This is a genomic window from Halomonas beimenensis (assembly GCF_002549795.1).
In the GTDB taxonomy this organism is placed as follows: Bacteria; Pseudomonadota; Gammaproteobacteria; order Pseudomonadales; family Halomonadaceae; genus Halomonas; species Halomonas beimenensis.
The window spans coordinates 1,540,229-1,560,011 of the sequence record NZ_CP021435.1 but is presented as its reverse complement, the minus strand read 5'-3'; the positions used below and the strand labels follow the sequence as shown (position 1 = coordinate 1,560,011).

22 protein-coding genes are annotated in these 19,783 nt (G+C 69.1%); 9 read left to right on the top strand and 13 right to left on the bottom strand.

The genetic code is table 11. The annotated features are described in order from the left end of the window. Position 1: 1 nt before the first annotated feature. The 13 genes from BEI_RS07410 to BEI_RS07350 all read right to left on the bottom strand — a co-directional run bounded on the left by BEI_RS07410 (position 2) and on the right by BEI_RS07350 (position 11,914). Entirely contained in the window at positions 2–973 is a 972-nt protein-coding gene (locus BEI_RS07410; RefSeq protein WP_097788915.1) for a branched-chain amino acid transaminase, read from the bottom strand. Further along, the gene (locus BEI_RS07405; RefSeq protein ID WP_097788914.1) at positions 970–2,124 is read right to left on the bottom strand and encodes a class II histone deacetylase; all 1,155 of its coding nucleotides are present in this window, start codon (positions 2,122–2,124) and stop codon (positions 970–972) included. Before BEI_RS07405 ends, BEI_RS07410 begins: the two co-directional genes overlap by 4 nt. After that, positions 2,121–3,062 (bottom strand): bifunctional Delta(1)-pyrroline-2-carboxylate/Delta(1)-piperideine-2-carboxylate reductase, encoded by a 942-nt coding sequence (lhpI, locus tag BEI_RS07400; protein WP_097788913.1) that lies wholly within the window; start codon positions 3,060–3,062, stop codon positions 2,121–2,123. Before lhpI ends, BEI_RS07405 begins: the two co-directional genes overlap by 4 nt. A gap of 1 nt (position 3,063) precedes the next feature. Further along, entirely contained in the window at positions 3,064–3,420 is a 357-nt protein-coding gene (locus BEI_RS07395) for a RidA family protein (protein ID WP_097788912.1), read from the bottom strand. A 28-nt stretch (positions 3,421–3,448) separates the two neighbouring features. Then, positions 3,449–4,483 (bottom strand): histone deacetylase family protein, encoded by a 1,035-nt coding sequence (locus tag BEI_RS07390; protein WP_097788911.1) that lies wholly within the window; start codon positions 4,481–4,483, stop codon positions 3,449–3,451. Positions 4,484–4,505: 22 nt separating this feature from the next. Continuing rightward, positions 4,506–5,783 carry a TRAP transporter large permease gene (locus BEI_RS07385; protein WP_097788910.1) on the bottom strand — a complete coding sequence of 426 codons (1,278 nt, stop codon included), beginning with the start codon at positions 5,781–5,783 and terminating at the stop codon, positions 4,506–4,508. After that, the gene (locus BEI_RS07380; RefSeq protein WP_097788909.1) at positions 5,780–6,325 is read right to left on the bottom strand and encodes a TRAP transporter small permease; all 546 of its coding nucleotides are present in this window, start codon (positions 6,323–6,325) and stop codon (positions 5,780–5,782) included. Before BEI_RS07380 ends, BEI_RS07385 begins: the two co-directional genes overlap by 4 nt. Positions 6,326–6,409: 84 nt before the next feature. Further along, positions 6,410–7,486, bottom strand: a complete 1,077-nt coding sequence (locus BEI_RS07375; protein ID WP_097788908.1) for a TRAP transporter substrate-binding protein — start codon at positions 7,484–7,486, stop codon at positions 6,410–6,412. A 136-nt stretch (positions 7,487–7,622) separates the two neighbouring features. After that, positions 7,623–8,396: an AraC family transcriptional regulator gene (locus BEI_RS07370; RefSeq protein WP_097788907.1), complete on the bottom strand. Its 774-nt coding sequence runs from the start codon at positions 8,394–8,396 to the stop codon at positions 7,623–7,625. 80 nt (positions 8,397–8,476) lie between these two features. Continuing rightward, positions 8,477–8,725 carry a hypothetical protein gene (locus BEI_RS07365; protein WP_097788906.1) on the bottom strand — a complete coding sequence of 83 codons (249 nt, stop codon included), beginning with the start codon at positions 8,723–8,725 and terminating at the stop codon, positions 8,477–8,479. 82 nt (positions 8,726–8,807) lie between these two features. Continuing rightward, complete coding sequence (locus BEI_RS07360) at positions 8,808–9,002, bottom strand: hypothetical protein (protein WP_097788905.1); 195 nt, start codon at positions 9,000–9,002, stop codon at positions 8,808–8,810. Between the two features lie 230 nt (positions 9,003–9,232). Next, entirely contained in the window at positions 9,233–9,856 is a 624-nt protein-coding gene (locus tag BEI_RS07355; RefSeq protein WP_097788904.1) for a hypothetical protein, read from the bottom strand. A 96-nt stretch (positions 9,857–9,952) separates the two neighbouring features. Next, entirely contained in the window at positions 9,953–11,914 is a 1,962-nt protein-coding gene (locus tag BEI_RS07350) for a winged helix-turn-helix domain-containing protein (RefSeq protein ID WP_097788903.1), read from the bottom strand. A 183-nt stretch (positions 11,915–12,097) separates the two neighbouring features. On the opposite strand from BEI_RS07350, the gene BEI_RS07345 reads away from it, so the two are divergent. The 9 genes from BEI_RS07345 (at position 12,098) to BEI_RS07305 (ending at position 19,721) form a co-directional block, all read left to right on the top strand. Next, a complete protein-coding gene (locus BEI_RS07345) occupies positions 12,098–12,703 on the top strand; it encodes a DUF1326 domain-containing protein (RefSeq protein WP_097788902.1) in 606 nt (201 codons plus the stop codon). A gap of 16 nt (positions 12,704–12,719) precedes the next feature. Next, entirely contained in the window at positions 12,720–13,442 is a 723-nt protein-coding gene (locus BEI_RS07340) for a DUF2182 domain-containing protein (protein WP_097788901.1), read from the top strand. A 205-nt stretch (positions 13,443–13,647) separates the two neighbouring features. Beyond that, complete coding sequence (locus tag BEI_RS07335) at positions 13,648–14,238, top strand: VOC family protein (RefSeq protein ID WP_097788900.1); 591 nt, start codon at positions 13,648–13,650, stop codon at positions 14,236–14,238. Between the two features lie 217 nt (positions 14,239–14,455). Then, on the top strand, positions 14,456–15,121 hold the full coding sequence (locus BEI_RS07330; protein ID WP_097788899.1) for a YoaK family protein: 666 nt from the start codon (positions 14,456–14,458) through the stop codon (positions 15,119–15,121). A gap of 136 nt (positions 15,122–15,257) precedes the next feature. Continuing rightward, entirely contained in the window at positions 15,258–16,433 is a 1,176-nt protein-coding gene (locus BEI_RS07325) for a zinc-binding dehydrogenase (protein ID WP_097788898.1), read from the top strand. Continuing rightward, entirely contained in the window at positions 16,430–17,479 is a 1,050-nt protein-coding gene (locus BEI_RS07320) for a proline racemase family protein (protein ID WP_097788897.1), read from the top strand. The genes BEI_RS07325 and BEI_RS07320 overlap by 4 nt, the downstream gene beginning before the upstream one ends. Before the next feature lie 145 nt (positions 17,480–17,624). Then, positions 17,625–18,116, top strand: coding sequence for a LabA-like NYN domain-containing protein (locus BEI_RS07315; RefSeq protein ID WP_097788896.1), 492 nt, complete (start codon positions 17,625–17,627; stop codon positions 18,114–18,116). 70 nt (positions 18,117–18,186) lie between these two features. Further along, complete coding sequence (locus tag BEI_RS07310; RefSeq protein ID WP_097788895.1) at positions 18,187–18,576, top strand: VOC family protein; 390 nt, start codon at positions 18,187–18,189, stop codon at positions 18,574–18,576. Positions 18,577–18,665: 89 nt separating this feature from the next. After that, the gene (locus BEI_RS07305; protein ID WP_097788894.1) at positions 18,666–19,721 is read left to right on the top strand and encodes a patatin-like phospholipase family protein; all 1,056 of its coding nucleotides are present in this window, start codon (positions 18,666–18,668) and stop codon (positions 19,719–19,721) included. Positions 19,722–19,783 lie beyond the last annotated feature (62 nt).

Genomic DNA, 19,783 nt, shown 5'->3' with positions numbered 1-19,783 from the left:
CTCAGGCCGGGGTCAGCCAATCGCCGTAGCCCGCCAGGTCATCCCCCATCTCGCCGCGGGTGACCCGGCGATAGAGCCCCTGCAGGCGGGCCGTCACCGAGTCGGCCGGGATCGGCTCCCCGGGGGGCGGCGCCCCCGCCCTTCCTCCGACATGCCGGCCGTCGAGCTCGCGCAGCGGAAGGATCTCCGCGGCGGTGCCGGTGAGGAAGGCCTCGTCGGCGGTGTACAGCTCGTCCCGGGTGATGCGCCGCTCCACCACCTCCAGGCCGAGCCGCTCCCGGGCCAGGCGAATGACGCTGTCGCGGGTGATGCCCTGCAGGCAGGAAGTGATCTCCGGCGTATGCAGGGCGCCGTCCCGCAGCAGGAAGACGTTGGCCGCCGAGGCCTCGGCCACGTAGCCCTCCGGGTCGAGCATCAGGGTCTCGTCGAAGCCCGCCTTCACCGCCGTGTTCAGCGCCAGCATCGAGTTCACGTAGTGGCCGTTGGTCTTGGCGCGACACAGGCTGATGTTGACGTGGTGGCGCGCCCAGGAAGAGGTCAACGCCCGCAGGCCGATGCAGGCCGCCTCCGGCGAGACGTAGTCGCCCAGGTCCCAGGCGGCGATCATCACGTGGGTGGTCAGCCCCTTCGCCCGCAACCCGAGCCCCTCGGAACCGAGGTAGACGGTGGGCTTGAGGTAGGCGTTGGTCAGGCCATTGCGGGTCAGGCACTGGCGCTGGGCGTCGATCAGTGCCTCGGCATCGAAGGTCAGCGGAATGTCCAGGGCATGGGCACTGTCGAGCAGCCGCCGGGTATGTGCGGCGACCCGGAACAAGGCGGGGCGGCCGTCCGGGCCCTGGTAGGCGCGCACGCCCTCGAAGCAGCCCATGCCGTAGTGCAGGGTATGGGTCAGCAGATGGGTCCTGGCCTCGCGCCAGGGCAGCCAGTCGCCGTCCTGCCAGAGCCAGCCGTCACGATCGTACAGGGGCGTCATGGGTCCCTCTCGCTGTTCCGGGAAGTGGCGGCGAACCAGCGGTCGCGCCAGTCGTCGATGAGTTCGCGCTGATGGGGCTGCAGGGCCTGGTAGCCCCAGGCGGCGATCTCGTCGTTCTGGGGGTCGGGTACGCCGACATCGCTGCCGGCCAGCGCCTGGAGCACCGCGTGACCGCAGAAGGGGACGTAGCCCTCCGAATAGCCCCCTTCGTGGATCATCACCAGCCGACCCGCGCAGACCCGCTCGGCCAGGGCCATCAACTGGCGGGTCATCTCGCCGAAGGCGCGACCGTTGAGCAGCATCTTGCCCAGCGGATCCTTGGCGCAGGCATCGTAGCCACAGGCCACCACGATGAGCTCCGGCCGGAAGGCCTCCAGGGCCGGCAGGACCAGGGACTCCATGGCATGGGCATAGGCGCCCAGGCCGCAGCCGGGCGGCAGCGGCAGGTTGAGGCAGGCGCCCTGCCCCCGTCCCTCGCCCTGTTCCTCGAAGGTGCCGGTGTCCAGCGGATAGTTGCCGGCCTGGTGGATCGAGACCGTGAACACCTCCGGGTCGTCGTAGAAGGCCGACTGCTGACCGTTGCCGTGGTGGACGTCCCAGTCGAGGATCGCCACCCGTCCTGCCTGGCCCAGGGCCCGGGCGCGGTTCACCGCGACCGGGATGTTGCCCAGCAGGCAGAACCCCCGGCCCCGATCGGTCTCGGCATGGTGCCCGGGCGGCCGGCACAGGGCATAGGCATTGGCCAGCTCCCCGCTGGCCACGGCCTCCACGGCGGCGATGGCCAGGCCCGCAGACTGTCGGGCCGCCGCCAGGCTGCCCGGCAGATAGGGCGCACAGTCCCCGGCGTCCCCGCCCCGATCCCGGTCGCCCGCCTCGAGGGCATCCAGGTAGGCGCCGGTGTGGAAGCGCTCGAGATCGGCCCGCGGCGCCGGCGGAGCCTTGCGCACCGCGAGTTCGTCGATGAGCCCGGACACCTCCAGCAGGTTCTTGAGGCGCCGCTTGCTCTCCGGGCTCTCCGACGCCGGCTGGGGCTGTCGAAACGCCCCGGACGCGGCGAAGACCCCGATGGCGCCCGGATCGTGCCAGAAGCAGCGCTCGTGCCAGAAGAAGCCCGTGGCGGCCCGGCCGGCCCCCGTTGTCTGCCCCGTCATGAGCTCGCCTCCTGGCACTCCCAGACCTCGATCGCCGCCGCCAGGTCCTCCAGCGAGGCCCCCACCGACTTGAAGACGGTGATAGCCCGGGGGTCGCTGCGACCGGCCTTTCGGCCATCCAGCAGCTCGGCCAGCTCGGCGCGGATGTCGTCGAAGGCGAAGGCCCCCTCGTCGATGGCCTGGAGGATGTCGCCAGCCTCCCCGCGGGCCCCGGCATAGGTATCGACGAACACCTCGCCGCGCCCCAGGCACCGGGCGTCGGTCTCGCGCATGGACGGCCGGAAGGCCCCGATCAGGTCCAGGTGGGTGCCCGGCGACAGCCAGTCCCCCCGGATCAGCGGCGTCGTGGACAGCGTCACGCAACTGATCAGGTCGGCCTCGCGCGTGGCCGCCTCGAGGTCGGTCACCGCCGCGGTCTCGAAGCGATCGGCATAGTCGGCGGCCAGGCGCTCGGCCTTCTCGGGATGCCGGCCCCAGATGCGCACGCGACGAATCGGGCGCACCGCGGCGTGGGCCTCGATCACCATGGGCGCCAGCTTGCCGGTGCCCACCACCAGCAGGGTCTCGGCGTCGTCCCGAGCCAGCTCCCGGGCCGCCAGGGCCGAGGCCGCGGCGGTGCGCCGTCGCGTCAGTTCGCTGCCGTCCAGGCAGGCCAGCGGCCGACCGTGGTCCCCTTCGCTGAGCAGGTAGACCCCGGAGATGGCAGGAAGGCCGTGATCGGCGTTCTGGGGAAAGACATTGACCATCTTCACCCCGATGTAGCCCTCCCGCTCCCAGGCCGGCATCAGCAGCAGGGTGGCCTCGCCATCGGGCCGGTGCATGGCATGGTGATGGCGGGGCGGCGACTCCACGCCCGCGCGGAAGGTGTCGGCGAGTCGCTCCACCAGCGCCGGCCAGGCCAGCGCCGCCGCCACCTGGTCGGCGTCGATGATGCGCATCTCAGGCCTCCGGCAGCGCGGCCACGACCATGATCTCGACCTTCCACTCGGGCTTGGCCAGCTTGGCCTCGACGGCGGCGCGCACCGGCGGACGGCCCGGCACCACCCAGGCGTCCCAGGCGGCGTTCATCTCGGCGAACTCCGCCATGCTGGTCACCCAGATCTGGGCCTGGACCAGGTGCTCCTTGGAGGTGCCGGCCTGGGCCAGCAGCTCGTCGATGCGTCCCAGGACCTGTTCGGTCTGGCCACGCATGTCGGCGCCGGCGTCGGTGGGCACCTGGCCGGCCAGGTAGACGGTACGGTCGTGGACGACGATCTGGCTCATGCGGGTGTTGCTGTCGTGATGGGTCAGGCTCATGGCGGGTCTCTCTCTCGTCGGGGCGCCCTCAGGCGCCTTGGAAGCCGCCCATGAAGGCGGCCAGGTTGTGACTCAGGTGTTCGGTGGGGTAGCCCCCTTCCTGGACCAGCACCGTGGGCCGGTTCAGCGCCGCCAGGCGTCGACCCACGGCGGCGAAGTCGTCGGTCTCGAGGCCCAGCCCGGCCAGCGGATCGGCCTTGTGGGCGTCCAGGCCCAGAGCCACCACCACCACTTGGGGGGCGAAGGCATCGAGGCGTTCGATCAGGGTGTCCAGGGCCGCCAGGAAGGCCGCCCCGTCGCTGCCGACCGGCAGCGGCAGGTTGACGTTGGCGCCCTGCCCCGCGCCCTCGCCGGTCTCGTCGGCGCCGCCCCAGAAGAACGGATAGAAGTCCGCCGGATCGGCGTGCACCGAGCCGGTCCAGACCGTGCCGTCCGCGTAGAAGATGTCCTGGGTGCCATTGCCGTGATGCAGGTCCACGTCGAGGATCGCCACCTTGGGGAAGCCCTCGCGCAGCACCGTGGCGGCCAGCGCCGCGTTGTTGAGGAAGCAGAAGCCGCCGGCGCGCTCCGGCCCGGCATGATGGCCGGGCGGACGACACAGGGCATAGGCGGCGTGTTCCCCGCCGCGCTCGGCCTCGGCGGCGGCCTGGGCGGTGGCGGCGCTGGCCAGGATGCCGGCGAAGCTGTCGGCGGTAATCGGGCAGGCCATGTCGTGCAGGTGCCAGCCGGCCTGCCCCACCGGGTGACGCGGATAGTGATGGCCGCCGCCACAGGGGTGGACGTTGGGCGCGACGATCTCGGCGGCATCCGGCATCGCCCGCCAGCGGGCATGGATGGTCTCCAGGAACGTCAGGTAGCGAGGGGTGTGGATCCTTGCCAGTCGCTCGCGCAGGCGTTCGCCGTCGCTGTCGCCGGGGGGCGTGAGCGCCAGCCCTACCTCGGCAAGCCCCCGGGTCAGCAGCTCGGCCCGCACCGGCCCTTCCGGCGAGGGCGCGGGCCTCCCGCGGAGCAGGAAGGTCTCCGGCGCGTGACGTTCCTGATCGGGATGGTAGAACAGCTTCATGGGCCTTTCCTTGCGATGCGCCTCAATCGAGCAGCGAGGGGATCCAGGTGGACAGTGACGGGAAGAGCGCCAGCATCACCACCACGGCGATGAAGGCGCCATAGAACGGCAACGAGGAGACGATGGCCCGCTCGTAGGGCACCTCCGCGATGCGGGCCGCCGTCATCAGCGTCATGCCCACCGGAGGGGTCACGTTGGCGATGTTCAGGGTCACGATCATCACGATGGCGAAGTGCAGGGGGTCGAAGCCCAGCGACACCATGGCCGGCACCACCACCGGGCCGATGACCACCAGGGCGGGGAGCACGTCCATCACGGTGCCCAGCACGATCAGCAGCAGGCACACCAGCATGATCTGGATGAAGGGCACGTCGCTGATGGTAGTGATCAGCTCGGCGGCGTCCCGGGCGATCCCCGAGCGGGTCACGAACCAGCCCAGCACCGCCGAGGTGGCCAGGAGGAAGAACACCACCCCGGAGAACTTCACCGTGGTGACCAGGGCCAGCCAGATCTTGTGGGGCGTGAGATTCCGGTAGAACACCATGCCGATGAAGATGGCGTAGACCGCCGCGAACCCCGAGGCCTCGGTGATGGTGGTCATCCCGGACAGGATGCCGCCGAGGATGATCAGGGGCACCAGCATGGCGGGCAGCGCGGACAGGAAGGCGAGGATCGCCACCCGGATCGGCGTGCCTGCCTGCTTGGGATAGCCGCGCCACCAGGCCAGGACGATACTGGTGATCAGCAGCGCCAGGGTCATCAGCACCCCGGGGATGATCCCGCCGGCGAAGAGGTCGATCACCGAGATATCCCGCAGCAGGGTGGCGTAGACCACCATGACCACGCTCGGCGGGATGATCGGCCCGATGATCGAGGAGCAGGCGGTGATGGCCGCCGCATACTCGGCATCGTAGCCCTGTTTCTTCATCTCCGGGATCATGATCTTGCCGATCGCCACGGTGTCGGTGATGGCCGCACCGGTCAGGCCGGCGAAGAACAGCGATACCGTGACGTTGACGTGGGACAGGGCCCCGCGAATACGCCCGAACAGGGCGTTGTTGAAGGCGATCAGCTTCTGGGTCAGCCCGCCCTGGTTCATCAGCTCGGCGGTGAAGATGAAGTACGGCACGGCGATCAGCATGTAGCCGGATACGCCGGAGAACATGCGGTCGGCGATGATGCCGACCAGGCGCTCTCCCCCCAGCGAGTAGACGCCGGCGACGCCGGAGATGGCCATGACCACGGCCACCGGGGCGCCGATCAGCAGGACGACGATGAAGGCGATGATGGCAGGGGTCATGAGCGGGACTCCTCCTCATGGGCGTGGAGCACTTCCTCGATCATCGCCGACTCGTCGACGAAGTGCTCCAGCAGGCTGAAGCCCTGAACCAGGTGCAGCAGGAAGATGACCCCGGACAGCGGCACGGCGGCGGCCGTCCACTTGCGCGAGATCTGGATGTTGTCGGACACCATGTAGACCTGGGTGGCGTTCTGGAAGAAGTCCCAGCCGTACCAGATCACCAGCAGGGCGAAGACCCCGATCACCCCCAGGGTCAGCCCGGCGCACAGCTTGACCAGGGCATCGGGCAAAACGCGCATCAGCAGCGTCATGGCCACATGCTCGCCGGAATGCAGGGCGATGGTGGAGGACAGCAACCCGATCCAGGGCAGGAAGAGGCGCGCCAGGGAATAGGTCCAGCTCAGGGCATCGCCGGTGAACAGGGTATAGAGGAAGCCCGTGAAGGAGATGGCGAGCATGCCGAGGATGCAGGCCACGCAGGCCACGATGGCCACCTGATTGACGACATCACTGAGCCGGCGGGCCGTGGAAAGTAGGCTCATGGGGGCGCTCCGACGGAAGGAATCGAGCCAAGGGGACGGAACCACCCCAAGGGCGGTTCCGTCGATCGGGCAAGGCGCCTCGGCTTACCGGCCGTAGCGTTGATAGGCCTCGTCGGGCAGCGATTCGCGCAGCGACTGGACCTCGGCGAGCAGGTCCTCGACCAGCTGGGGGTCGGCGCCGAAGTCCTCGACGATCCAGCTCTTCCAGGCCGGCCGGGCGATCTCCGCCATGCGCTGGCGTTCCTCGGTGGGCATGATGTAGCACTCCTCGAACAGCTCGCAGGACTGCTGCCAGCTGGCCGTGGCGAGCATCGCCGACGCCCCGTGGCTCAGCGCCACCGACTCGCGAGCGGCGTCGACCACGATGCGCTGGTAGTCCTCGGGCAGTTCCTGGAACCAGCTCTCGCTGACCACCCAGGAGGCGCTGTTGTACACGTGCCCGGTCAGGGTGGTGTAGTCGGTGACCTCATCCAGCCCGTAGGTGGTATTGATCACCGGGGCGTTGAACTGGCCGTCGGCCAGGCCGGTTTCCAGGGCGGTGATCAACTCGCCCCAGGGCAGCGGGGTGGCCGAGGCGCCCAGCGCCTTCATGGTCGCCACGTGGGCCGGGTTCTCCTCGGTACGGATGTTGAGGCCCTCGAGGTCCTCGACGGTCTTGATCAGCCGCTCGTTGTTGGTGAAGGCCACGAAGCCGCCGCCGTCGTCGAAGGTCCCCAGGTAGCGCATGTCGGCGGCCTCGACGGTGCCGGACATGAAGTCGGCGAACCATTCGCCGTCGAAGAAGGCCCAGGCCTGGCGCCAGTTGTCGAACAGGAAGGGCGCGGTGACCACCTGGTAGTCCGGGTAGAAGGACGACATGGCACCGGAGGTCAGGATGCTCGACTGCAGCGCCCGTCCGCCGGCCTGCACCTGGGAGCCGGTCTCCACCTCCGAGCCCATCTGGCCGCCACCGAAGATGGTCACCGCCAGGTCGCCGTCCGTCCGCGACTCCACCTGGTCCTTGAAGTGCACCAGGGCGGGATAGATGCTGTTGTTGGTGAGGTTCTCTGGGATCAGGGTGGCGATGGCCATCTCGTAGGACTGGGCCTGCACCTGGGTGCTGGCGATGGCCAGGGGCAGCGCGGCGAGTGCCGCCAGGCGGGGGAACGTCTGGGTTGTCATCGCATTGACCTCTTGTGGTTGTTCTCGACCGGCCGGACCGCAGGCCCGGCGCCAGTGACTGACCATCAAGTTAGGTCGCGCCTCCCGACATTGCTTGCCCGGGACTGCGGCACACTTGCCCCGGACTCCTGAATCGTCAGCCTCGACGCCGCTCCCGGGAGGGGGCGACCTCGAACCGGCGCCGGTAGGCACGGGAGAAGCTGCCCTGATCGCGGAAGCCGACCAGCGAGGCGATATGGCCCAGACTCAGATCGCTGTGATGGACGAGGGTCCGGGCATGCTCGAGACGGCGCTGCTGAACGTAGGCCAGGGGCGTCAGGCCGGTGCGCTCACGGAAGCGAGCATGGAAGTGGCCGGCGCTCAGCGCGCACAACGCCGCCAGGCGCTCGACGCGGATCTCATCGGCCAGGTGCCGGTCGATCCAGGCATCCAGACGCGCCAGGTCGAGGCGCCCATCCGGGTCCGCCTGCAGGGTCGCCTCCTCCCCCAGCGGCTGGGACTCCAGGTGCAGGTACAGGGCCCGCAGCAGCAGGGCCGCGATCTCGCTGTGCAGCTCCGGACACAGCTCGAGCTGCTGCATCAGGCTGTCGGCCAGGCGATTGAGCCGCGGCGGCACGCCGAAGAAGCGCGGTCGATCGAACAGCCGCTCGATCCTGCCGCCGTCGCGCAGGGTGGGCAGGGTCTCGGCGGGGATATCCAGCACGAAGGTGCGGTTGCGGCCGTCGCCGCGGTACTCATGATGGCGCGAGGAAGGAATCAGGCAACCCCGGCTGCCGGTGACGCGCTCGCCGCTGCCCTCGATGGACAGTTCGGTGGCCCCGCTCGTGGCCAGGATCAACTGGTGATGATCATGCACATGGGCCACGTGCTCATGCTCGAGAGTGGTGGCCCGCAGGTCGAGGAAGGTCATGGCATCCTGCCGCGTTATCGTCGAAGACGCTTGATACCATGGGCCGAGACGGGGAAGAACGCAAACCGGCCCTCCTCCGCTCAACAGCGGCCCTGCCGGGCCAGGCCGGGGGGACAGAACCGCGACCGGTGGTGACGGTCGCGATGGTGATGGCGGCGACGATCACGAGAGCGGTGGTCCCAGCGACGCTCCTCGTGGCCGTTATGGTGCCACCAACGGTCGTGGTGGTCGTGATGACGATGGCGGTGATGCCGGTGAGGATAGTCGCCGATCTCGATCAGGGGACCGGTGTGCAACCGCGCCGGCGTATAGCTGCAACCGGCCGCCATCAGGAGAGCTCCCAGCATCAGGCCCAGGGCCGCGCCCCGGAGGACGCGGGGGGATTGAGCCCCTCGCCGGACGGCCGTCATCTCAGCAGCGGCCCTTCATCGCCTGCCCGGGGGGGCAGAAGCCGCGACCGTGGCGATGGTGACCGTGCCCCCGATCGTAGTCGTCGTCGATCACGATCAGCGGCTCGGGGCTGATCCGGGCCGGGGAATAGCTGCAGCCGGCCAGGACGACGGCGGCACACAGCAGGATCATGAGCAGCAACGGACGGTAGGGCATGGGGCCTCCACGGCAAGGATGAACGGCGCCATTCTAGCGGAGCGCCCGACCCTTACCCATGTGGCGCGTCGGCGACATCCCTGTCGGTCTCCGGCAACATGCGTCTCCGTCCTCGGCTCTCGACTGAAGCCTTCGTAGTGCCATCGCGCGGCATGATGTGGAAAACCTCGCGCCCGCCATCGGCCGTCAGGGACCGACGAGCGGCGATGATCCGGAACACCCGCTCACGGCTAGCGATGTCGATGGCGAGGGGAGTCTGCTGCGAAAAGGGACCCCAGCAACAGTAGCGCGCTGGCCAACAGGACCCAGTCGAGGGCGACGCCGAGGTACACGGCGCCAAACAGGCCATAGAAGAGCCCCATGCCTCCCAGCAGGCCCACCCATGGCCGGGAATCGAGTCCATTCGCGACCAGCGTAACCCCGATGACGGCCGACAGGGTCGGGCATGGCACCAGTCCCAGCGGCGCGGCATACAGGTAAGCCAAAGGAGAAGCGGTATCCAGGAAATGCGGATACACCCAGCCAAACAGCACGACCCCCAGGCCGAGGAACCTGGCCCATGGCGGCCCCAACCGGATGCAAGAGGCCGATGATCGCATGCCGCAGGCGGCCAGGGCCCCGGCGCCGACCAGGAAGACCGCGCCATTGAAGGGGTTTCCCTGCCACCAGGCCAGGGCACTGACGGATAGCAGGGGCAAGGTCAGAGACAAGGCCATCGCTCGACGGTCGGGAAAGCGACGGAACCAGAGCCCCAGCAGCAGCAAGGCGAAATAGCCATGCCAGGCGATCGCCAGCATGGTCCAGCGGTTGGCGATCATCGCCAGGCCGGAGAGGATCTGATCCTGTGTCGGCATGACAGGCCTCCTGTGCGTCACCGGCGTTCGTGGGACGATCCCTCCGTGTATGAACGACGCGGCTACCGTGCCTCGGCCTCGCTGGATCCTCGTCCATCAGCGCCCGGAGGAGAAATCGGCGACCGGGTCCGGCGGTGGCGCCCGGTAGCGATAGCCCACGCCGGTGACGGTCTCGATGCAGCCGGCCTGCGGGCCCAGCTTGCGCCTCAGCCCGGCCACCACGGCATCGACCTTGTTGCTCCAGCCGGTGTAGTCGCTATGCCAGACCTCGCGGAGCAGCCGTTCCCGGGATACCGCCTCACCCTCCCGATCGACGAGATAGCCGAACAACCCGAACTCCAGGGGCGTCAGGGGAAGGCGCTGCCCATCGGCCAGCGCCAGTTCGCGCGCCTGCCGATCCAGCGGCTCGCCGGTGCCGAGCCCAAGCTCCGCCGCCGCCAGCCTGGCCAGCCAGCCGTCCACCGAACCGGCCCCGAAATCGAGCACCGCCGTGGCATGGGCTCGACCGTCCAGGCGGACGTCGTGGGTCGACAGGTGGCGGAAGCCCAGGGTCGAGGCCACCGCGGCATAGGGCGCGAGATCGGTGACGGTCAGGTAGACCCGGCCCAGGGAGGGGCGCATCTCCATGTAGGTCCGCTTGAGATCCAGCCAGGCTCCGGCCTGGGCCTCGCCGGGGGCATCCCCGTCCTCCCGGCTCAGCCAGCGGCGGATGAACAGCGCCCGCTGTCCCTCGGGCAACGGGCTCGCGACGAGATGCGCCTGCCAGCTCGCGGTGATCGGGTCCTCCTCCAGGCAATCGAGGGACGCCCGGGCGGGGTCGATACGACAGCAGAAGCCCTGAACCTTCCCGGCGGCATCCCGGGCGACGACGAAGGTCTCCGGATGGACTCGCCACCAGCGCCTCAGGGCGCGCTGTCCCTCCGGCCCCTCGTGGGTGGCGACGATCCGCGCCATCGCGTCCCCGTGGGCCGGGCGCGCTGACTGCATGACCAGCTCCTGGGTCCCGGTGGGGAAGAAGGCCTCACGCACCACGGGGTTCTCGATGAGGTAGAGCATATCGGCCGTGTAGCGCCACAACTCGACGCTTGCACTCGTCGTGGTGCGGCGCTTCAAGGCCTGCCAGGCCCGTCGCCGGTAATCGAGGAATCGCTCGGGATCCCGGGCATGCAGCGTCTGCGCCAGGGGGGCCTTGACGGCCTCGTGCAGGCCGAGCCCATCGGGCAGGGTCTCGGTGAAGTCCTGCCGACGCAGGGCGTCGTAGGCCATCTCGGGGTCCTGATCCGGGAAGAGGGCACGCAGCAGCGGTACCGTCACGCGGCGGACCACGGCCGCCCCCTCCAGCAGGCGCCGACTTCGACCGTCGCCCGCATCGGCGAGATAGCGCTCGGTCAGCTCGTCCATGACCCGCTGCAGGGAGGCGGCCGAGAGACGGTGATCCGGGCGTTCCCGCAGGGTCATGGCGGCCAGCCGGATGGCCAGCGGATGCCCGTGCAGCCTGGCCGCGATCTCGGTCCCCCTGGCCGGCGCGAGTCCCAGACGCGTCAACAGGCGGCCGGCATCCTCCATCGTCAGGGGAGCCAGCGGCAGGTCCAGGGGCGGAGACGGGAGCTCGCCGGCCACCCAGTGCACCGAGGGGCGGTGTCGACCAGCGAGCACCAGGCGCAGGTTGCCGGGGAGCCGAGTGGCCAGGTGGTGGCACAGCCAGGTATCCAGCAATCGCCATGCCTCGACGCTGTCCAGGACGATGACCCCGAGCGGCGCCCGTCCGGCGAGCACCTCGAGCAGGTCGGGCAGCCGGTCGGCCTCGGCCTCGGCCGCCCGGCCCAGGGCCTCGATGCAACCCTCGGGGGTCGGCTCGATGGCCCGGCAATCCAGCCACCAGCAGGCAGCCTCCCCCGAGGAATCCCGCACGAAGCGCCTGAGCAGGGCGGTCTTGCCGATGCCGGCCACGCCATGCAGGAGGGCGACCCGGGGACCGTCGCCGGCCTGCAGGTCCCCGAGCCGAGCCAGCTCCCCTTCCCGACCGATGAGCTCGTCCTCGACGACCCGATCCCCCACGCGGCACTCCCCCTCTTCCGGCGGCCTCCTGAGCCTGTTCTTCCCAGCCTATGCCATCCCGTGACCACCGCCCAAGGCGAGCGCCAGGACTTTCTCATGGAATCCTCATGCCATTCACGAGCCAGGCCCCCCCCATTACCGCTATAGATGAAGGCGGGAACCCATGACGGAGGAGACCTCATCATGAACGGGAATTGGCGAGTGGAAGGGACCTACTTCGAGGCCTGTACCTGCAAGGGCGCCTGCCCCTGCCTGGTCGGCCACGACCCGACGGAAGGCAGCTGCGATGCCCTGGTGGCCTGGCACATCGACCGCGGGCATTGCGACGACCAGGCCCTGGACGGGCTCAACCTGGCCATGGCGCTGCATGCCCCCGGCAACATGACGGACGGCGACTGGCGGGTCGTGGTCTATGTCGACCAGGCCGCCAGCGAGGCCCAGCACCAGGCCCTGGTACGGATCTTCGGCGGCCAGGCCGGCGGCCATCCGGCCATGCTGGCCGGCTTCGTGGGCGAGATCCTCGGGGTCGAGTCCGCCCCCATGGACTATCGGATCGAGGCGCGCCACCAGGCGCTGAGGATCGGCGAGGTGGCCAGTGCCTCCCTGACGGCGCTGGAGGGCCAGGACGGCGGCATCGTGCGCCTCAGCGGCCATCCGGTGGCGATCTCCCCGGGCCATGACCTGGTGCTGGCCCGCAACGAGGGCGTCTCACACCGTGGCCATGGGCTGGACTGGGAATTCAGCGATCGCACCGCCTCCTATGCCGCCTTCCAGTACTCGGCCGCCTGACCCGAGGAGGCCAACCATGCTGCGTAGAACCCTGCAGGCCCTGCCGGCCGCCCCCCTGCCCCTGGTGGCCAGCCTGGCCCTGGCGGCCGTGGCCGCCTGGGCCTACCTGATCGACATGGCCGGCATGCCGGCCATGGGCGGCTTCGTGGCCGGGCCCACCTTCGTCATGTGGACGGTGATGATGGTGGCCATGATGCTGCCCACCGTGGCCCCGGTGATCCTGGTCTTCGCCGCGGCGACCCGGCGCCAACCCGGCCGGTCGGCCCCCCTGCCCTATGTGTTCGCCGCCGGCTATCTGCTGGCCTGGACGGGTTTCGCCGCCGTCGCCACGGCGGCGCAGTGGGGACTGCACGAGCTCACCCTGCTGTCGCCGGACCAGGCGCTGGACGCCCCGACCTGGGCCGGGATGATGCTGCTGGGTGCCGGTTTCTTCCAGTGGACGCGCCTCAAGGACGCCTGCCTGCGCGGCTGCCGCAGCCCCATGGGCCTGGTCGCCCAGGGCCTGCCCGACCGCCCCGTCCGCGCCCTGCGGGCCGGCCTCCGGCTCGGCCTGTACTGCACCGGCTGCTGCTGGGCGCTGATGGCGCTGATGTTCGTCGGCGGGGTCATGAGCCTGGCCTGGATGGCGGGCCTCACCCTCTTCATCCTGCTCGAGAAGCTGACCCGGCATCCCCGGCGGCTGAGCCAGGGTGTCGGGATGCTGCTGATCGGCTACGGCGGCTGGCTGCTGCTGGGCTGACCCGGCGTGACAGGCGCAACAGCTGTCACATCACAACTGTAACGGCCGCCGGCCTCGGTGCTCGGCCCGCCGGTCCTTCCCGGCCATAACGCCTTCCAAGACAGTGCGTTAGCGACAGGATGGAAAAACCGACCCGGCTGGCATGCCGCTTGCTCTCTCCTGTGCGGTGATCCGCTTCACCGTCCAACAACAACACAGGAGAGTCATGATGAAGACATTCCCCCGCACCAGCCTCGCCGCCCTGCTGCTCGGCCTCGTCAGCCAGGCCGCGCAGGCCGAGCTCCCCGGCATGCGCGGCACCCAGCACTTCGGCTTCACCGTCCCGGACCGCCAGGCCGCCGTGGACTTCTTCGTCGAGGTGATCGGCTGCGAGGCGTTCTTCACCATCGGGCCCTTCGGCCCCTTCGAGGACGACTGGATGAGCGAGAACCTCGATGTCCACCCCGACGCCACCATCCCCGCCGCCCACCTGGTGCGTTGCGGCAACGGCACCAACCTGGAGATCTTCGAGTACACCGCCCCGGACCAGCGCGCCGAACAACCCCGCAACAGCGACATCGGCGGCCACCACATCGCCTTCTACGTGGACGACATGGACCAGGCCGTGGCCTATCTGGAGAACCAGGGCGTGGAGGTGCTCGGCACGCCCAAGACCTTCACCGAGGGCCCGATGGAGGGCCTGTCCTGGGTCTACTTCATGGCGCCCTGGGGCATGCAGCTGGAGATGGTCAGCGTGCCCCACGGCATGGGCTACGAGGCCGATACCGGTAGCCGCCTCTGGGATCCGCGCCACTGAGCGAGCCTCTCGGGGAGTCTTCCGGCGGCGAACGGCCGCCGGAAGCCCATCGGGCGAAGGGGGCCTGGTGAAGCGAGGCCGAGGGCTTCCATCCGGCGGCCCGACGGGCGATGACCTGGGAGGAAGCCCCGGGCACATGGTTAAATGGAGCGACGCGCCCGGTGCTGAACGGGACCGCAACCAACCGGACCGCCAGATAACCACACAAGGGATTGCCTTGATCTCCAAGCTGCCAAGATGGGTCGAATACGGTGCCTTCGTCCTGGCCTTCACCGCGGGCAGCGTCAATGCCGTCGGCCTGCTGGGCTTCGAGCACCAGGCGATCTCGCATCTTTCGGGCACGGCCACCCTGCTGGGCACGGGCCTGGCCCACGGCTCCCTTACCCACTCCCTGCACCTGGCAGGCATCCTGATCGGCTTCCTGGCCGGCGCCGCCCTGTCCGGGCTCCTGCTGCCGAGCAGCTCCCTGCGACTGGGGCGTCACTACGAAACCCTGCTGGCCATCGAGGGCGTCCTGCTGCTGGCGGCCATCCATTTCCTGGAAAATGGCGACTACATCGGTCATTACGTCGCCTCGATGGCCTGCGGCCTGCAGAACGCCCTGGTCACCACCTACAGCGGCGCGGTGGTGCGCACCACCCACCTCACCGGCATCGTCACCGACCTTGGCCTGATGCTCGGTAGTGCCATCCGGGGACGCGCCTTCGATCGGCGCAAGGCCCTGCTGTTCCTGATCATCGTCTCGGGCTTCCTCGCCGGCGGCGTCATCGGAGCCTGGCTGTTCGCCTGGCTCCACTTCGCGGCGCTGGCGATTCCCGCCGGCATCAGCTTCTTGCTGGCGCTGGCCTATCGGCTGTACCGCTCCCGCCGGCACCTCGGGTGAGGCCCTTCCGACGCGCGCCCAATACCGAAAAAACCCCCAACCGCCTGGCCGCAAATCGAAAAAAACCGCCGATGGTGCGACTCCGCGACTCTGCTATGGTCGCCCCTTGAATCCACCTCAACGCGAGGAGTAGCCGATGGGTGCAGAGTCCCTGCCCGAGCAAGTCCCCCCCACCATGGCGGCCATGCTGCTGACCGGTCACGGCGACGTGGACCAGCTCGTCTATGACGCCTCGGTCCCCACGCCCCGCCCCGACTTCGGCGAGGTACTGGTCAAGGTCACCGCCACGGCCAAGAACAACACCGACCGCAAGGCACGCGAGGGCCTCTACCCCACCAAGGAGAAGGGCGACGTCACCTCCTTCGCCATGGGCGGTTCCCCGACCCTGACCTTCCCCCGCATTCAGGGCGCCGACGTGGTCGGCCGCGTGGTCGCCGTGGGCGAGGGCGTGGACGCCTCGCGCATCGGCGAGCGCGGCCTGCTGGACTTCAACCTCTACGCCGACGCCCGACGCGATCTCAACCTGACCCCGGACTACTATGGCCACGGCGCGGACGGCGGCTTCGCCGAGTACATCGCCGTGCCCTCCGACCAGTTCCACCACGTGCCCAACCCGGAACTGGCCGACGCCGAGCTGGCGGCCATGGGCATGTGCTCCTACCAGACCGCCTATCACATGATGACCGCGGCCGGCGTCCGGGCGGGCGAGCGGGTGCTGGTCACCGGCGCCAGCGGCGGCGTGGGCACGGCGCTGATCCAGCTGTGCCGCATCGTCGGGGCGATCCCCTATGCGCTGAGCCAGCGGGACAAGGCCCAGGCGCTGCTCGAGCTGGGCGCCGAGGCGGTGCTCGACCGCTCCGACATGACGGACTTCGACGAGAAGGTGAAGGCCGTGACCGGCGGCTCACCCATCGACGCCGTGATGGACCTGGTCGGCGGCGACATGACCGACCGCTTCATCGATACCATGATCTTCGACATGAACCGCCGCACCAGCTACCCCCGCCTCTCCATCGCCGGCGCCAGCGGCGGCAACGTCAGCGAGATCATGTGGACCCGCATCTACCTCTACCAGGTGCAGATCTTCGGCGTCTCCCACGGCACCCGGGAGGAGGCCGAGCAACTGGTGGCATGGATCCGCGGCGGCCAGCTCAAGCCGGTGCTGCATGCGGCCTTCAAGCTGTCCGACCTGCACGCGGCGGAGCGGTACTTCGTCAATCGTGGCAGCAATTACCTGGGCAAGATCGTGATCGTCCCCGATGCCGAGTGGGACCAGCACGGCGCCCCCTTCGCCCTCGAGGAAGCCCAATGAGCAAGGAAGCCCTGAAGATCCGCCTGATGGACACCCATGCCGGCGGCGACGTGAGCCGCATCGTGCTGGGCGGCATCGACCCGTTGCCGGGCACCACGGTACGCGACCGGATGCACTACCTGCGCGACGACGCCGACGGCCTGCGCAAGCTGCTGCTCGAGGAGCCCTACGGCATTCCCGAGATGTCGGTGGACCTGATCGTGCCGGCCGCCGATCCCGAGGCCGAGGTCGGCTACATCATCATGGAGGTGATGGGGTATCCGATCTACTCGGGCTCCAACACCATCTGCACCGCCACGGCGGTGCTGGAGGCCGGCCTGGTGCCCAAGCAGGAAGGCGTGCAGCGCTTCATCCTCGAGTCCCCGGCCGGCCAGGTGCACATCGAGGCCAAGGTGGTCGACGGCGTGGTGGAGGCCATCACCTGCGAGGGCCTGCCCAGCTACATCGACACCTATCGCAGCACCATCCATGTGCCGACCATCGGCGACGTGACCTACAGCGTGGCCTACAGCGGCGGTTTCTACGCCCTGGTGGAGGCCGCCGACCTGGGCTTCTCGCTGGTGCGCGAGGAGGAACGCGCGCTGTCCGACTGCGCCTTCAAGATCGTCGAGGCCCTGCAGGCCGAGCGCGGCTTCTCCCACTACACCCTGGGCGACGTGGGCCCCCTGCCCTTCCTGCACTTCATGGGCCCGGTCGACCAGATCGCCGACGACTTCTATCGCTCGCGATCGACCACCTACGTGCACCCCGGGGTCATCTGCCGCAGCACCACCGGTACCGGCACCTCGGCGCGACTGGCGCTGATGCACCACGAGGGCCGCCTCGCGCCGGGCGACAAGCTCGAGACGGTCTCGCTGCGCGAGACCGGCTTCATCGGCGAACTCACCGGCACCCGCCAGGAGGGTACCCACCGGGTGGTGGAGAACACCATCACCGGCAAGGCCTATGTGCTGGCCCACTCCGACATCGTGATCAACCTGGAGGATCCGCTGGTCGAGGATGGCAGCCTGCACCATATCCTCAGCTCGCGACACCGGGTGGAATGAGCCGACGGGCCGGCCGGATCCCTCCGGCCGGCTCGTCCCCCACCGGGCGCAGGCGGCTGTCCGCCGCTTCCCCCATGCACCGGACTTGCCCCGCGTCGAGCCAACCGCCATCCTGAGGCGGCCCCCGCCTCGCCAAGGCCCCGTCATGCAGACCGTGCTGATCCTGCTGGATGTCCAGAACCTCTACTACACCAGCCGCCAGGCCTACCGGCGCAACGTCGACTACAACGCCCTCTGGGCCCGCGCGACCGAGGGTCGACGGGTGGTCAAGGCCATTGCCTACGCCATCGACCGCGGCGACGAGAAGCAACGCCAGTTCCAGAACATCCTGCGGGCCATCGGCTTCGAGGTGAAGCTCAAGCCCTTCATCCAGCGCGCCGACGGCTCGGCCAAGGGGGACTGGGACGTGGGCATCACCCTGGATGCCCTGGAGCATGCCGGCGACGCGGACGTGGTGGTGCTGGCCTCCGGCGACGGCGACTTCGCCCTGCTGGTCGATCGGTTGCGCGACAGGTGCGGGGTCGAGGTGGAGGTGTATGGCGTCCCGCCCCTGACCGCCGACGCCCTCATCCGTTCGGCCAGCCGCTTCGTGCCCATCGAAGGCGCGCTGCTCCTGGAACAGACGCACCGCTCGTGACCCTGCCACATCCCGGGAGACCTGCGGTCAAAGGGAGTATGCTGAGACTCAGGGTCACGGGAGAGCGAGGATGCGTGTCCAGCCATTGATCGCCGTGGAGGATATCGAGCGCAGCCGCCGGTGGTACCAGCGACTCTTCGACTGCGTGGGCGTCCACGGCGCAGGCGACTACGAACAGCTGATGATGCCGGGAGACGATACCTTCTTCCTGCAGCTGCATCTCTGGGAGGTCCATGGACATCCCAACCTCGAGCCCGCCTTCGTGCGTCCGGGCCATGGCGTGCTGCTGTGGTTCGAGGTGGAAGAGTTCGATGAGGCGGTGACCCGCGCCCGCGACATGGACGCCTGGATCGTCCAGGAGCCCCATGTGAACGCCCGGGCCAACCACCTGGAATGCTGGCTGCACGACCCTGACGGCTATACGGTGGTGCTGGCCAGCCCCTTCGGCGACGTGGAGTAAGCGCCTCGTCCGCGCGCCGACACTCCGAAAGCACCGAGGTTCGCGCGCTCCCGCGACGGCGGGAACGCCGGCTGACAAGGGAGGGACGCATGACGGCAAGGAAGCGCATCGACCTGGCGCTACAGGGCGGCGGCTCCCACGGCGCCCTGACCTGGGGCGTACTGGATCGCCTCCTGGAAGACGACCGCCTGGAGATCGACGCCATCAGCGGCACCAGCGCCGGGGCCATGAACGCCGTCATCCTGGCCGACGGCCTCTACAAGGGAGGCCGCGACGGCGCCCGGGAGGCGCTGTCGGCCTTCTGGCGCTCGGTGAGCGAGATGGCCCGCTTCTCGCCCCTTCAGCGCACCTTCTGGGACCGGTTGATGGGCGATCACAGCCTGGATCACTCGCCGGGCTACCTGTTCTTCGAGGGGCTGACCCGGCTGGTCGCCCCGGCTCACCTCAACCCCCTGGGCATCAATCCCCTGCGCGACCTGGTCGCGCGCCAAGTCGACTTCGGCTGCGTCAATGCCTGCGACAAGGTCAAGGTGTTCGTCACCGCCACCAATGTGCGCACCGGGCGGGCGACGATCTTCCGCCAGCCCGAGCTGAGCGTGGACACCGTCATGGCCTCCGCCTGCCTGCCCTATCTCTACCCCGCCGTGGAGATCGGCGGCGAGGCCTACTGGGACGGCGGCTACAGCGGCAACCCGGCGCTCTATCCGCTGGTCGACGACCGCGGCTGCAGCGACCTGGTGGTGGTCCAGGTCAATCCCCTGGTGCGTCGCAAGCTGCCCGACTGTGCCCGGGAGATCGTCAACCGCATCAACGAGATCACCTTCAACTCGAGCCTGATCAAGGAGCTGCGCAGCATCCAGCTGCTGCAACGGCTGATCGAGGCCGAGGACCTGGAGCTCGAGCGCTTCCGGGCCATGCGCCTGCACCTGATCCACGCCGAGCACGACGTCGAGGAACTCAGCGCCTCCAGCAAGATGAACGCGGAATGGGCCTTCGTCTCGCGGCTGCACGACCAGGGCCGCGCCTGGGCCGACCGCTGGCTCGCCGAGCACTTCGAGGCCCTCGGCCAGCGCTCCACCTTCGATCTGGACGCGGTCTTCGACGACACCTTCCGCCCGGTCCGCCTGGGCGACGACGCGGAATGAACTCCTCTCCCGGGGAGGGCGTCACATCCGATGCCCGGCCGTGGCCGGAGCGCCGCCCCCCC